16 protein-coding genes and 1 tRNA gene are annotated in these 11,786 nt (G+C 66.5%); 5 read left to right on the top strand and 12 right to left on the bottom strand.

Annotated features, from left to right (window positions below; translation table 11 throughout):
• Positions 1-28: 28 nt before the first annotated feature.
• The 8 genes from QSJ34_RS13100 to QSJ34_RS13065 all read right to left on the bottom strand — a co-directional run bounded on the left by QSJ34_RS13100 (position 29) and on the right by QSJ34_RS13065 (position 6,081).
• On the bottom strand, positions 29-493 hold the full coding sequence (locus QSJ34_RS13100) for a DUF4442 domain-containing protein (protein WP_285575950.1): 465 nt from the start codon (positions 491-493) through the stop codon (positions 29-31).
• 21 nt (positions 494-514) lie between these two features.
• Positions 515-1,495 (bottom strand): class II fructose-bisphosphatase, encoded by a 981-nt coding sequence (glpX, locus tag QSJ34_RS13095; protein ID WP_285575946.1) that lies wholly within the window; start codon positions 1,493-1,495, stop codon positions 515-517.
• A 34-nt stretch (positions 1,496-1,529) separates the two neighbouring features.
• Entirely contained in the window at positions 1,530-1,856 is a 327-nt protein-coding gene (gene cutA / locus QSJ34_RS13090; RefSeq protein ID WP_285575944.1) for a divalent-cation tolerance protein CutA, read from the bottom strand.
• Between the two features lie 723 nt (positions 1,857-2,579).
• Positions 2,580-2,656, bottom strand: a tRNA-Pro gene (locus QSJ34_RS13085).
• A 46-nt stretch (positions 2,657-2,702) separates the two neighbouring features.
• The gene (locus QSJ34_RS13080) at positions 2,703-3,098 is read right to left on the bottom strand and encodes a DciA family protein (protein ID WP_285575942.1); all 396 of its coding nucleotides are present in this window, start codon (positions 3,096-3,098) and stop codon (positions 2,703-2,705) included.
• Positions 3,095-4,213, bottom strand: coding sequence for a CaiB/BaiF CoA transferase family protein (locus QSJ34_RS13075; protein ID WP_285575940.1), 1,119 nt, complete (start codon positions 4,211-4,213; stop codon positions 3,095-3,097). Before QSJ34_RS13075 ends, QSJ34_RS13080 begins: the two co-directional genes overlap by 4 nt.
• Positions 4,214-4,234: 21 nt before the next feature.
• The gene (locus QSJ34_RS13070; RefSeq protein ID WP_285575939.1) at positions 4,235-5,584 is read right to left on the bottom strand and encodes a DUF4403 family protein; all 1,350 of its coding nucleotides are present in this window, start codon (positions 5,582-5,584) and stop codon (positions 4,235-4,237) included.
• An 89-nt stretch (positions 5,585-5,673) separates the two neighbouring features.
• Positions 5,674-6,081: a BrxA/BrxB family bacilliredoxin gene (locus QSJ34_RS13065; RefSeq protein WP_420798858.1), complete on the bottom strand. Its 408-nt coding sequence runs from the start codon at positions 6,079-6,081 to the stop codon at positions 5,674-5,676.
• A 90-nt stretch (positions 6,082-6,171) separates the two neighbouring features.
• Between QSJ34_RS13065 and QSJ34_RS13060 the strand changes: the two genes are divergently transcribed.
• The 5 genes from QSJ34_RS13060 to QSJ34_RS13040 are packed head-to-tail and all read left to right on the top strand — an operon-like array spanning position 6,172 to position 10,161.
• The gene (locus QSJ34_RS13060) at positions 6,172-6,714 is read left to right on the top strand and encodes an NADPH-dependent FMN reductase (protein WP_285575937.1); all 543 of its coding nucleotides are present in this window, start codon (positions 6,172-6,174) and stop codon (positions 6,712-6,714) included.
• 54 nt (positions 6,715-6,768) lie between these two features.
• Positions 6,769-8,544, top strand: coding sequence for a signal peptide peptidase SppA (gene sppA, locus QSJ34_RS13055; protein ID WP_285575935.1), 1,776 nt, complete (start codon positions 6,769-6,771; stop codon positions 8,542-8,544).
• Positions 8,545-8,567: 23 nt separating this feature from the next.
• Positions 8,568-8,870 carry an Mpo1-like protein gene (locus QSJ34_RS13050; RefSeq protein ID WP_285575933.1) on the top strand — a complete coding sequence of 101 codons (303 nt, stop codon included), beginning with the start codon at positions 8,568-8,570 and terminating at the stop codon, positions 8,868-8,870.
• 53 nt (positions 8,871-8,923) lie between these two features.
• Entirely contained in the window at positions 8,924-9,538 is a 615-nt protein-coding gene (locus QSJ34_RS13045) for a MarC family protein (RefSeq protein ID WP_285575931.1), read from the top strand.
• 56 nt (positions 9,539-9,594) lie between these two features.
• Positions 9,595-10,161: a hypothetical protein gene (locus QSJ34_RS13040; protein WP_285575926.1), complete on the top strand. Its 567-nt coding sequence runs from the start codon at positions 9,595-9,597 to the stop codon at positions 10,159-10,161.
• Between the two features lie 15 nt (positions 10,162-10,176).
• Here QSJ34_RS13040 and QSJ34_RS13035 read toward each other — a convergent pair whose 3' ends face one another.
• The 4 genes from QSJ34_RS13035 to rpsP form a co-directional block, all read right to left on the bottom strand.
• The gene (locus tag QSJ34_RS13035; RefSeq protein WP_285575924.1) at positions 10,177-10,662 is read right to left on the bottom strand and encodes a PaaI family thioesterase; all 486 of its coding nucleotides are present in this window, start codon (positions 10,660-10,662) and stop codon (positions 10,177-10,179) included.
• Between the two features lie 17 nt (positions 10,663-10,679).
• The gene (locus QSJ34_RS13030) at positions 10,680-11,225 is read right to left on the bottom strand and encodes a ribosome maturation factor RimM (RefSeq protein ID WP_285575922.1); all 546 of its coding nucleotides are present in this window, start codon (positions 11,223-11,225) and stop codon (positions 10,680-10,682) included.
• A gap of 4 nt (positions 11,226-11,229) precedes the next feature.
• Entirely contained in the window at positions 11,230-11,478 is a 249-nt protein-coding gene (locus tag QSJ34_RS13025) for a KH domain-containing protein (protein ID WP_285575920.1), read from the bottom strand.
• Between the two features lie 63 nt (positions 11,479-11,541).
• Positions 11,542-11,784, bottom strand: coding sequence for a 30S ribosomal protein S16 (gene rpsP, locus QSJ34_RS13020; RefSeq protein ID WP_285575918.1), 243 nt, complete (start codon positions 11,782-11,784; stop codon positions 11,542-11,544).
• Positions 11,785-11,786 lie beyond the last annotated feature (2 nt).

The raw sequence follows: 11,786 nt of genomic DNA, 5'->3' as shown, positions 1-11,786 counted from the left end.
AACCTCGTAAGATGAGGCTAAAAGCCTATCAGGAAGGCTGACGAAGGGATATGTGGATGACCTTCTCCACTTCCGCATGGACGGCGCCCTGCTCGTCCCGGAGCAGGACGAGGTAGTTGCGATCGACCTTGGGCTGGTCCTGGAGCAGGCGTCGGATCTCCGCCAGTTCGGCTTCATCCAGATGGAAGGAGGCGAAGAGGGGGCTTCGGCCGGGTTTCCGGAAGCGGATGGAGGCCGCCTTGTCCCACACGACGTAGTCGGGGCCGAGGTTCCTCATGAGCATGATCATGTAGAAGGGATCCACGGCCCCGTAGAGGCTGCCGCCGAAGATGGTGCCGACGACGTTGCGGGTGCGCCAGGAGAGGGGCAGCCGCACCCGCACCTCCCGCCAGTCGCGGGCGATGAAGGTCACCCGTCCGCCCGTGCCCCGGTAGCAGGGCCAGAGATTGAACCCCCAGCGGATGAGACGGGTGCGGACGGATTCGTCGCTCATAGGCTTTGTGGTAGCGAGGTACTAGAAACGGACGGTCGTGAACTCGCCTTCCTTCATGTGGACGGTGTCGATGAAGCGGACCTGGCGGCTGCCGTAGGTGAGGATCAGGCTCGACGTGCGCACGCCGTGGCCGAAGTGCATGACGCCCTTGAGCAGGTTGCCGTGGGTGACGCCGCAGGCCGCGAAGACGATCTCCTTGCCGGGGCAGAGGTCGTCGGTGAAGTAGATGCGGCCGAAATCGACGCCCATGGCCTCGGCCTTCTCGCGGCTGGCGGTGTTGGTATCGACTTTGAGGCGGCCCTGGATTTCGCCGTTGAGGCACTTCAGGGCCGCGGCGGAAAGCACGCCTTCGGGCGCGCCGCCCGTGCCCATGACCGCGTGGATGCCCGTGCCGCTGACGGCGGCGCTGATGGCGGCGCTCAGGTCACCGTCGCCGATGAGCTGGATGCGGGCGCCCGCGCTGCGGATGTCGGCGATGAGCTGCTCGTGGCGGGGACGGTCCAGCACGCTGACGGTGATTTCAGAGACCTGGCGGTTGAGGGACTGGGCGATGATCTTGAGGGTGTCTTGGACCGGGGCGTCGAGGCTCACCTTGCCCTTGGCGGAAGGGCCGACCACCAGCTTCTCCATGTAGAGGTCGGGGGCGTGGAGCAGGCCGCCCTTTTCGGTCGCCGCCAGCACGGCGATGGCGTTGGGCGCGCCCATGGCGCAGAGGTTGGTGCCTTCCAGGGGATCCACGGCGATATCGACCTGGGGATGGTGGCCGTCCAGATCCGGACCCATGCCGACCTTCTCGCCGATGTAGAGCATGGGCGCTTCGTCCCGCTCGCCCTCGCCGATGACGATGGTGGCATCCATGCGCACGGATTCCATGGCCTTGCGCATGGCTTCGACGGCGAGCTTGTCGCTGTGCTTGCGGCGGCCATGTCCGATGGACGTGGAACAGGCGATGGCGGCTTGTTCAACCACCCGCAGGAATTCGAGAGACAGGGTATGTTCCATGAGATCGCTCCAGGGGGTCGTTGAGTCGGTGGGGTCAGGCCAGCCGGTTCACGCTCTGACGGATCCAGTCGAGGAAGGGCTCGGAGCCCTCCTCCACGGAGAACATCAGGATTTCCGGGACCTCATAGGTGTGTAGGTCGGTGATCACGTCTGAGACCTGGGGGAAGAGCTCCCGGGTGGTCTTGATGATCAGCATGACCTCTTCATCCAGGTGGGTCTCACCTTTGAAATAGTAATAACTTTTGATGCTGGGAAGGATGTTCACGCACGCGGCGTAGGCCTGGTCCACCAGCGCGGCGGCAATGGTGAGGGCGGTTTCCTCGCTGCCGCAGGTGGTCATGATCGTGCATGCATCGGTCATCGGATGGACTCCCCGCCCGGCGGGCGGAACCGGTCATTGTAGCTTGGGAGCGGGCGGGTCACGGATCACGAAAGAAGGAGCCGGTGTGGCACGTGGTCTGACCGCGGATTTCTAAGGAGATTCTGCGCCATTGGGGCGTGCTCCGTTTTTGGTGTCGAGGTATTGGAATCGAGATTTGAACGCATCTGGCTCGCTTCGAGCGCTCCCACTCGGAGGTTGGCCGCTCACCCTTCTGGGGCGGCGACCCACTCGGGCGGGATTCGAACCGCGTCTGGCTGCGCCCGCCGCCGGTCTCGCTCCCGACACTCCGCCTGACGCACCGTGGCCTGCACGGTGCTCCCCTTCGCCTGCCGGCTCAGGGAGGCGGAGCCTCCCCTGCGCTGTCTCCGCGATCCCACTCGGAGGTTGGCCGCTCACCCTTCTGGGGCGGCGACCCACTCGTGCGGGATTCGAACTGCGTCTGGCTGCGCCAGCCGCCGGTCTTTCTCCGGCGCCACATCAAGTGGCGCCTCCGAAATCCCACTCGGAGGTCGGCCGCTTACCCTTCTGGGGCACCGACCCACCCGGGCGGGATTCGAACTGCGCCTGGCTGCGCCAGTCGCCGGTCTCGCTCCTGACAGCGCACCGCGCTGTCTCCGCGATCCCACTCGGAGGTTCGAATCCTCTCGTTCGGTTCATCCAGATTAGGCAAGGGGGCATCCAAAGATGCCCCCTTGCCTAATCTGGTCGGGGCGAGAGGATTCGAACCTCCGACCTCTCGGTCCCGAACCGAGCGCTCTACCAGGCTGAGCCACGCCCCGACGAAGGTTTGACTGTACTTGAAACCGGGCGGTGCGTCCAGCCTGCCTATTCGGATTCGAGTCCGAGGCGGATCCTTTCCTGTCGCCGCGCCTCCAGAAGGCGAAGGGCGCGGCGAAGGGGATCGGCCTCCTTGGGGGTGTCGGGCGCCTTGGGCGGTGGGTCGCAGGGCACGATCTGGAGGCCACGAAGGCTCAGGCCCAGGGCGCGTTCGATGCGGTCGCGCATCTGGGGCCAGACGGCGGTGGCGGCTTCGCGCAGGGGCGCGATGCGAGAGAGCTCCCAGCAGCCCATGACGAGGATGTCCCGCTCCACGCGCAGGGGGCGGGTGCGCTCCGCGAGCGCGGGGCCCACGACGAAAGGCCAGGCCTGGCGCAGGCGCGCCTCGGCCTTCTGGTTGGGCTGGCGGGCTCCCAGGGGGACCAGGCGCGGGGTGCGCTTCATGGCTTCCAGCGGGGCGGGGGCAGGGGCGCGCAGGCCCGCTCGCCGTTCAGAAGGATGGGCGAGGCGAGGGTGGGCACCATGGTGTTGGTTTCCACTTCGAAGAGCGGTTGCAGCAGGTTGTGGAGGGTGCCGCCCTGGCGGAACAGCACCTCGTCCACGCTGCGCACGCGGCTGGCGGGAATGGCGTTGGATTCGCACATGGCGAGGACGTCATCGACGGTGCAGGTGCGGGTCCGGGCCTCGATGAGGGCGACGAGTTCCTCGCGGTCCTTCACGCGGCCGCGGTTCTTCCGCCACTCCGGCCGCGCATCCAGGTCCAGGCCCAGCCACATGGCCAGGACTTCGAACTGGCGGTCGCTGCCGACGCCGATGGCCACGTCGCCGTCACTGCAGCGGAAAGACTGGTAGGGGACGATCTGGGGATGGGCATTGCCCCAGCGCTTGGGGGCTTCCCCAGTCATGAGGGCGCCGGCGGCGACGTTCACCAACCCTGCCAGGGCCGCTTCCATAAGAGGTACTTCGATATGGAGGGCCTCGCCCGTGCGTTCGCGATGGAGTAGGGCGGCCTGGATGCCGTTGGCGCAGTAGAGGCCCGCGAGCACGTCGACGAGGGCCACACCGACCTTCATGGGACGGCCTTCTGGCTCACCAGTGATGGCCATCCAGCCGCTTTCGGCCTGGATGATGAAGTCGTAGCCCGCGCGGCGGGAGGCGGTGACATCGGACGCGAAGCCGCGCACCGAGGCGAGGATCAGCTTCGGGAATTTGGCGTGAAGCCGCTTCCAGCCCAGTCCCAGCCGGTCGGCGGAATCGGCGCGGAAGTTTTCGACGAGGACGTCGGCGTCCTTCAGCAGCTCGAAGAGGGTGGCCTTGCCCTCTTCCGTGTGCAGGTCGATGGTGCGGCAGCGCTTGCCGCGGTTGGCGGCGCGGAAGTAGGCGCTTTCACCGGTTTCAGCCTCTTCGAAGGGCGGGCCCCAGCCGCGCGTGGGATCGCCTTCGGGGGGCTCCAGCTTCTGCACCTCGGCGCCGAAATCCGCCAGCAGCTGGGTGGAGAAGGGGCCGGCGAGCACGCAGGACAGGTCCACGATCTTGAAGTGGGAAAGAGGCTTGGGCATTCGAACGCTCCACCCTCCAGCCTACTTCATGTCCACCTGGACCTCTCCCTCCAGGTAGGCCTGGGACTTGAAGCCGTCGGGGCCCGTGGTGACGGCCGCCACGCGGAAGGCCTTGAGGCTGCCGCTGAGCCTCAGGTTCGGGGCCAGCTGGCGGTTGAGGCCGGTCTGCACCATGTCGCGCAGCCCCTGGAACTGTTGGTCCATGAGGAAGTGGGCCTTGTCGGTGATGAGCTTCTGCAGGTCCGAGTGGTAGATCCAGTCACCCATGCGGGCCAGCCAGCTCTGGCTGTCCAGGGTGAAGTCGAGGTCGGCGAGGCGGAGCGAGCTGGTGGCGGGGTCCGAGAGGGGTTTGCCCGAGAGCGTGACCTTGCCCGTGATGCGGCCCTTCAGCCCGATCTCGAGCAGGGCCTTGCCCTGATCGCCCCAGACCCGCGCCGAGGTGATCTCGAAGCGCCCCTTGGCGGTTTCGAAGGTCTTGCCCACCACCTGGGCGGCGAGCTGTTGGCTGGCGTGGGTGTAGGCGAGATCGGCTTCCACGCGCAGCCTGAAACCGGGCCTGGGGCTCGCATTCAACTCCAGGTCGGGCAGGGGCGTCGTCTCCGCCTGGGGCCTGGCGCCGAGCACCAGGCGGGGCTGGGCTTCGATTTCCGGCGTGATGACGAGGGTCCGTCCCTGGGTGCTCAGCGGTGCCAGGCGCACGTGCCGGGGCTGGAACACGAGGTAGAGATCCTTCCCCAGTTCGATGGGCTGGCTGAACTGGACCCAGGCTTCCTGGGCCTTCTGCCGGGCCAAGGCGTTCTCACGCACCAGCCGGGCCAACGTGTCCGCCCCGGCCTTCAGGTTCTCCTTCATGCCTGCCGTCACCTGGTCGGTGATGTCGAAGCCGAGGAAGGTGACTTCGCAGGTGTTGAGGGGGGTCACTTCGAAGGCCGTCTGCCGCAGCTCGACGCCCCAGCTCGGCAGCAGGCCGATGCTGGTATTCAGGTCGAGCATGACCCGCCGCGGAGGCTCGGGATTGCGGCCGCAGGAGCCCATCACGGTGTAGTGGTTGCCGAGGGTCCGAAGCCCCACGTCCATGCCGAAATTCGCCACCACGCGCACGGAGACCTGGGCGCCTTTCACGTGCACGCTCAGGGGCTCCCGGATGAGGTTGAAGCGGAAATAGGACCTGGGCTTGCCCTTGATCTCACCCCAAGTCTCGATGTTGGGCGGCGACAGGGGCACCTGCGCCTCCACCTGTTTCAGCAGGGGCGCAAGGTCCACCCGGATGGGCAGAGACAGCGTGGAAGGCTCCAGTTCCTCGACGAAGGCCGAGGGCACCTGACCCACCAGGGGCAGAGCGAACGTGAGAAGGCATGGGCTTAGACGCATGGGAATCCGTGGATCCCCAAACGTAGCAGACTAGACGTGGTGGGCCGGACTTGGTCAGGACGCCACGTGGCGGTCCCCCCTCGTTTATGTCAGCTGGCGGCGACGGTCTGGCGGTAGGCGGCGCTCAGGGTGGCGGCGATTTCCCTGGGTTCGTGGCCGAGGAAATCCGCGCGCTGCATGAGGTGGACCAGCTGGCCGTCCTTGAGGATCGCGGCTTGGGGGCTGGTGGGCATGGCGCCTTCGAAATACTCGCGGGCCTGGGCCGTGGCTTCCTTCTCCATGCCGGCGAAGACCGTGACCAGGTGGTCGAACTTCAACCCCTGCGAGCGCAGGGCCTCGGTCACGCCGGGGCGCGCACCGGCGGCGGCGCAGCCGCAGACGCTGTTCACCACCAGCAGCGTCGTGCCGGGCCGCTGCAGGGCCTCATCCACCTGGGCAGGCGTCATCAGCTGCTGAAAGCCGGCCTGAACGAGTTCTTCACGCATCGGGGCGACCATGTATTCGGGATAGTTGGACAAGACATCCTCCAGGGATGAAAAAGTTTACCAATTGAGTCAAGATTGATCCAGATCACATATGGAGATGCCATGCGATTGATCGTGATGGGTGGAAGCCTTCGATCCGAATCCCTGAATACGCGCCTGCTGCGCCACCTCGCCGGAGCGCTGGAGGCCCGCGGCCACGAGGTTTCGACCTTCGCTTCGGAGGCGCTCCGCCTGCCCCTCTACGAGGATGGCGTCGCGCCCGCCGAGGCGGCCCAGGCGCTGTACGCCGCGCTGCGCGAGGCCCAGGGCCTCGTCATCGTCTCACCCGAATACAACGCCGGCATTCCCGGCCACCTGAAGAACGCCGTGGATTGGCTCAGCACGATGCGGCCGAGCCCCTGGATGGGCCTGCCGGTGCTGCTGTGCGCCGCCAGCCCCGGGGCCTTCGGCGGCGCGCGCGGTCTCATGGCCTGGCGCGTGACGCTCGCCAACATGGGCGCCCTCGTGCTGCCCGAGGCGATCACGGTGCCCCACGCGGATCAGCAGCTGGATGCTGATGGTGCCCCCACGGACGCCCGCACGGCGACCTCCGTTCCGAAGGTTCTCGACGGATTCCTGGGCCTGGCTTCCCGCCTGCGCGGGTAGTCCGCGAGGCATCGTATTGTTCGTGCCATCCTTAATGGTTTTCCCGGAGCTGTCATGAAGGGCTTTTTCAAGAGTTTCTTCGCCACGCTGCTGGCCCTGATGGTGGCCGGAGGCATGGCTTTCCTGCTCTTCTTCGGGCTGGTGGCCATCATCGGTGCCTCGGGCAAGCCCACGGTGCCGAGCAGGGCCGTGCTGGTCTTCGACCTGGATACGAACCTCACCGACGGCGAGCGCGAATCCGATCCTGGCGAGGCGATCGGCGACATGCTCGGCGGCGGCGGTGCTCGCAGCCAGGCCCTTCCGGCGGCCATCGAAGCCCTCGACCGCGCGGCCTCGGATCCGAAGATCTCGGGCCTCTTCCTCACGGGCAACCTGCAGGGCGCGGGCCCCGCCCAGCTGCGCGAACTCCGCGAGGCCCTCCAGCGCTTCAAGGCCAAGAAGCCCGTTCTGGCCTACAACCTGGGCTGGACCAAACGGGACTACTACCTGGCCGCGGGTGCCACCACCGTGTTCCTCAATCCCTTCGGGCAGATGGAAGTGAACGGCCTGGCCAGCGAGCCCATGTTCTTCGGCGAGGCCTTCAAGAAATACGGCGTGGAAGTCCAGGTCACCCGCGTGGGCAAGTACAAGAGCGCCGTGGAGCCCTTCATCACGGACCGCATGAGCGATGCCAACCGGGAGCAGATCCAGAAGCTGCTGGACGATATCTGGGGCGAGTGGAAGGACACGGTCGCCAAGGACCGCCGGAAATCGCCAGCGGACATCCAGGCCATTGCCGACGAAAAGGGTGTGGTGGAGGCAGCGGATGCCAAGGCCCTGGGCCTGGTGGATCGCATCGCCCCTTACGACGAGGTGCTCGACGAACTGAAGAAGCTGGCCGGGAAGCAGGCGAAGGACAAGGACTTCCCCCAGATCACCCTGGCCACCTACGCGGGCATCCCGGGCGAGGCCGCCTCGGGCAAGACCCGCATCGCCGTGCTGGTGGCCGAAGGCGACATCGTGGATGGCGAAGGCCGGCCGAATCAGATCGGCGGCGAGCGGGTCAGCCGGGAACTGCGCAAACTGCGGATGGACGACCGTGTCAAAGCCGTCGTCATGCGTGTGAACAGCGGCGGTGGCAGCGCCTCGGCCTCTGAGCTCATCCAGCGCGAAGTCGTGCTGACGAAGAAGGTCAAGCCCGTCGTCATCTCCATGGGTCCCGTGGCGGCCTCCGGCGGCTACTGGATCAGCACCTACGGCGACCGCATCTTCGCCGAGCCCACCACCCTCACCGGTTCCATCGGCGTCTTCGGACTGCTGCCCAACGTGAAGAAGCTGGCCAACGAGCACGGCATCACCTGGGACAGCGTGCAGACCGCCAAGCTGGCCAACCCCATGACCCTGACCCGGCCCAAGAGCGACGTCGAACTCAATCGCATCCAGGGCGTGGTGGACCACATCTACGAGCAGTTCATCAGCAAGGTCGCCGACAGCCGCAGGATGAAGAAAGAGGCGGTCCACGAGATCGCTCAGGGGCGCGTCTGGTCGGGACTGGAAGCGCGGAAATTGGGCCTGGTGGACGAGCTGGGCGGCCTGGGCGAGGCGGTGAAATACGCCGCCAAGGCGGCCAAGGCCGAGAACGATTTCTACGTCACGGGCCCCGAACATGAGCCCGACGCCCTCCGCGATCTGCTCAAGAACCTGGGGCAGGGCAAGTCGCGGCGCCTGACCAAGGCCGGCCCGGTCGAAGCGCTGGCGGACGCCTTCAAGGTCCAGTTCGAGCACATGGCGGCCCTCAACGATCCGAAGGGTGTCTATGCCCGGATGCCCTTCGACCTCGATCTGAAGTAAGCCCCGACCTCCAGGAGGCCTGAATGCTTGGATCCAGACCCATGTCCGACTGGATCCAGGCCTATGGGCGGAGCCACCAGCACCCGGTGAACCGGGCCTGCCACACGGTGGGCATCCCCCTGGTGGCGCTGTCGGTCCTGCTCCTGCTGGCGGCGCCCCTGGTTCACGGGCTCTGGAAGGCAGGCCTGCTGTGCTTCGCGGTGGGATGGGCCTTCCAGTTCCTGGGCCACGCGGTGGAGGGGAAGCCGCCGGAGTTCTTCAAGGACTGGCGCTTCCTGCTGGTGGGGCTGCGCTGGTGGGCCGCCAAGGTCTTCGCCCGGTCCTGACGGGGGCACAGGGCTGACGAGGGAGGCGTGACCCCAGAGTTATGCTTGAGGCCATGGACTCATCCTCGTTCATCTCTGCCATCGTGCTCCTGGTCCTGGTCACGGACCCGCTGGGGAACATCCCGCTCTTCGTGGGCCTGCTGCGCCAGGTGGATCCGGCCCGGCGCCAGCGCATCATCGTGCGCGAGGTGGTCTTCGCCTTCGCGATCCTGGTGTTCTTCGCGCTCTTCGGCCAGCGGGTGCTGAAGCTCATGCACCTGACGGACACCTCGCTGGGCATCGCGGGCGGCGTGATCCTCTTCCTCATCGCCCTGAAGATGGTCTTCCCGCATCCCGAAGGCCGGGCGGGGCATCCCATCCACGGCGAGCCCTTCCTGGTGCCCCTGGCGATCCCCTTCATCGCCGGGCCCTCGGCCATCGCCACCGTGCTGCTGCTGGTGAGCCGCGAACCCCATCGCATGTGGGAGTGGATGGGGGCCATTTCGGTGGCCATGGCCGTCTCCGCCGTGGTGCTGGGCTCCGCTGAGAAGATCGCGGACTTCCTGGGCGAGCAGGTCACCATGGCCTTCGAACGCCTCATGGGGCTCGTGCTCACGGCCATCGCCATCGAGATGCTGCTGGCGGGCATCCAGAAGTTCGTGCTGCACCTCGGCAAGGTCAGCGCCTGAAGGAAGTTCAAGGGCTCTGCGCGATCAGACGATAGGAATTCAGGAGCGGCTGGATCATGGGTCTTGCGCGGTTCTGCCTGGGCCTGACGCTGCCCCTGATGGTCTTCTCCGGTTGCGAGCGGGCCGAGGTGCGGAAAGCCAGACAGGCCTTGCAGCTGGTCCATGTCATGGTGGAGGAGCTGCGGCGGGCCTCGGCGCAGGCTTCAAGCCGATTCACGCAGCGCGCGGATTTCGAGGACCTGCGCAAGGCCTTCGGAGCGGAGCTGTTTGATGCCGGCACGCCGCTGGGGCCAGATTTCCAGGGCAACCTCGCGGCATTGATGAAGGACCTGGAAACGCAGCTGGAAAAGGAACCCAAGGACGCGGAGTTCCTTCGCAAGGCCCTCCGGCGGGTGCGGAAATTCCATCAGTGGTGGGGCTTCGTGCGGCAGGAACTGGAAACCCGGCGGACCAAGCTGGCCGGGGCCACCCGGGAACAGCTGGAGCAGCGCCCGCGAAGGGAGCGGGTGAACCGGGAGGAGGTGCTCGCCATCCTGGCGGAGACCCTGCAGGTCGTCGGATCCTTCGAGGCCAGCACGATCCGGTGCATCCGCGGGATCGAGGCGCTGGTCGCGGAATCCTGAACCGCTGGGGGTGGATCACCCGCGGCGCTTGAGGCTCAGCTCCAGCACGAACTCGGCGACGGGTTCGAAGGCCCCGTCTGGCAGCTTCACGGCGGCCTGGATGCGCATGGGCTCGGTGATGCGTTCCTCCGAGGCCAGGGCGCGACCCACCTGATCGCGGATGGCCGCGCCGTCCTCGCAGATGAAGTAGACATCGGACTCGGGCCGCTTCAGGAAGGTGGCCTGGAAGGTCTTGAAGACCAGCGAGACCGGCTGGTCCGAGCGCTTGATCTGATCCATGGCCAGCAGGCCCCCGGCGCAATCGGCGCCGATGGCCAGCGCGCCGAAGTACATGGAGCCCAGGTGATTCTTCGTCCAGCGCCGCAGGGGCACGCGCACCACGCAGCGGCTTTCGCTGAGCTCGACGACGCTGGGGCGCACGGAGGCGAGCAGAGGAATCTTCAGCCAGCCGAAGAGCCGCATGCCGAAGGTCTGTTTGAAGCGCTCGAAGGAGGGGGACATGCCTTCGATTCTCGGCTTCAGACGAGGTTCACGTCCAGCAACCCTTCGGGCGGGTCGAGGTCCAAATGGCGGTTGGGCAGGTCGAGGGTCCACCAGGCCTTGATGTAGGGGATGTCGCGCTGGCCGGTCCGTCCGGGACGCAGGTCGCGCATCACCACCATGTCATAGCCCGCCGGGCCGGGATCGAGGCGCAGCACCTCGCCCACCTTCTTCCCGGCGATGAAGACCTCGCAGCCGATCCACTGGTGGCGGAAACTTTCGCCTTCATCCAGCGTGGCGGCGGATTCAGGCATCCAGAGTGCCCATCCCTTGAGGGGTTCGGCGGCGGTGCGGTCGGGCACGTTCGCGAAGGCGAGGCAGGGCCGGTCCTGGTGCCAGCGGAAGCTGCGCAGGCTCGTGTCGCGGGCCGGTGGCGCGGGCTGGGCATGCTCAAGATCGAGCTGGGGCGGGGCCAGCACCAGGCCCTCCATGCCCTCCAGCCGCTCGGGATCGTCCATGACAGCGTGGAAAAGGAACTCGCCCTTGAGCCCCTGCACCTTCGCGAGATGGCCAGCAAGGAGCATGGCGCTAAGCCTCGTCCCCGTCGTACAGCTCGAGGTCGACGGACAGCCCGGCCTTTTCGCCGGCGGTCTTGCAGAGGGTGCGCAGCGCCGAGATCATGCGCCCGTGCTTGCCGATGATGCGTCCGCGGTCCTTGGGATCGGCGAAGACCAGCACGTCGCGCCGCCGGCCTTCACCGCTGATCTCCACCCGCAAGGCTTCGGGATGGTCCAGCAGCGGGGTCAGCACATCGCTCAGGAAGGCTTCGAAGTTCATGGTCGCTCCGCATGGAACAAAGAAAGCCGGACCTCGGCCCGGCTTTCGTGACTCTGAGACGGGCTAGATGACCTGGTTCTTCTTGAACAGGTCGAGCACGGTCTTGGAGGGCTGAGCGCCCTTCTGCAGCCAGGACTTGGCCTTCTCCACATCGATGCGAACCGCCTCGCCGGCACCGGCGATGGGGTTCACGAAACCGAGCACTTCCACGGCGCGGCCGGTGGGAATGCGGTCGTTTTCAGAGACGACGATGTGGTAGAACGGGCGCTTCTTGGCACCATTGCGAGCAAGACGAATCGAAAGCATGG

This window comes from Geothrix limicola, assembly GCF_030268085.1.
Classification (GTDB): domain Bacteria; phylum Acidobacteriota; class Holophagae; order Holophagales; family Holophagaceae; genus Geothrix; species Geothrix limicola.
This window is presented reverse-complemented; position numbering and strand designations above follow the sequence as displayed.

What these genes read in the sequence shown, in the direction of transcription:
- QSJ34_RS13030 (WP_285575922.1), bottom strand. Translation starts at nt 11,225, where the DNA reads ATGCTCCTTGCTGGCCATCTCGCGAAGGTGCAGGGGCTCAAGGGCGAG.
- glpX (WP_285575946.1), bottom strand. Translation starts at nt 1,495, where the DNA reads ATGGAACATACCCTGTCTCTCGAATTCCTGCGGGTGGTTGAACAAGCC.
- cutA (WP_285575944.1), bottom strand. Translation starts at nt 1,856, where the DNA reads ATGACCGATGCATGCACGATCATGACCACCTGCGGCAGCGAGGAAACC.
- QSJ34_RS13080 (WP_285575942.1), bottom strand. Translation starts at nt 3,098, where the DNA reads ATGAAGCGCACCCCGCGCCTGGTCCCCCTGGGAGCCCGCCAGCCCAAC.
- QSJ34_RS13065 (WP_420798858.1), bottom strand. Translation starts at nt 6,081, where the DNA reads ATGGTCGCCCCGATGCGTGAAGAACTCGTTCAGGCCGGCTTTCAGCAG.
- QSJ34_RS13060 (WP_285575937.1), top strand. Translation starts at nt 6,172, where the DNA reads ATGCGATTGATCGTGATGGGTGGAAGCCTTCGATCCGAATCCCTGAAT.
- QSJ34_RS13075 (WP_285575940.1), bottom strand. Translation starts at nt 4,213, where the DNA reads ATGCCCAAGCCTCTTTCCCACTTCAAGATCGTGGACCTGTCCTGCGTG.
- QSJ34_RS13025 (WP_285575920.1), bottom strand. Translation starts at nt 11,478, where the DNA reads ATGAACTTCGAAGCCTTCCTGAGCGATGTGCTGACCCCGCTGCTGGAC.
- QSJ34_RS13070 (WP_285575939.1), bottom strand. Translation starts at nt 5,584, where the DNA reads ATGCGTCTAAGCCCATGCCTTCTCACGTTCGCTCTGCCCCTGGTGGGT.
- sppA (WP_285575935.1), top strand. Translation starts at nt 6,769, where the DNA reads ATGAAGGGCTTTTTCAAGAGTTTCTTCGCCACGCTGCTGGCCCTGATG.
- QSJ34_RS13035 (WP_285575924.1), bottom strand. Translation starts at nt 10,662, where the DNA reads ATGTCCCCCTCCTTCGAGCGCTTCAAACAGACCTTCGGCATGCGGCTC.
- QSJ34_RS13050 (WP_285575933.1), top strand. Translation starts at nt 8,568, where the DNA reads ATGCTTGGATCCAGACCCATGTCCGACTGGATCCAGGCCTATGGGCGG.
- rpsP (WP_285575918.1), bottom strand. Translation starts at nt 11,784, where the DNA reads ATGCTTTCGATTCGTCTTGCTCGCAATGGTGCCAAGAAGCGCCCGTTC.
- QSJ34_RS13040 (WP_285575926.1), top strand. Translation starts at nt 9,595, where the DNA reads ATGGGTCTTGCGCGGTTCTGCCTGGGCCTGACGCTGCCCCTGATGGTC.
- QSJ34_RS13100 (WP_285575950.1), bottom strand. Translation starts at nt 493, where the DNA reads ATGAGCGACGAATCCGTCCGCACCCGTCTCATCCGCTGGGGGTTCAAT.
- QSJ34_RS13045 (WP_285575931.1), top strand. Translation starts at nt 8,924, where the DNA reads ATGGACTCATCCTCGTTCATCTCTGCCATCGTGCTCCTGGTCCTGGTC.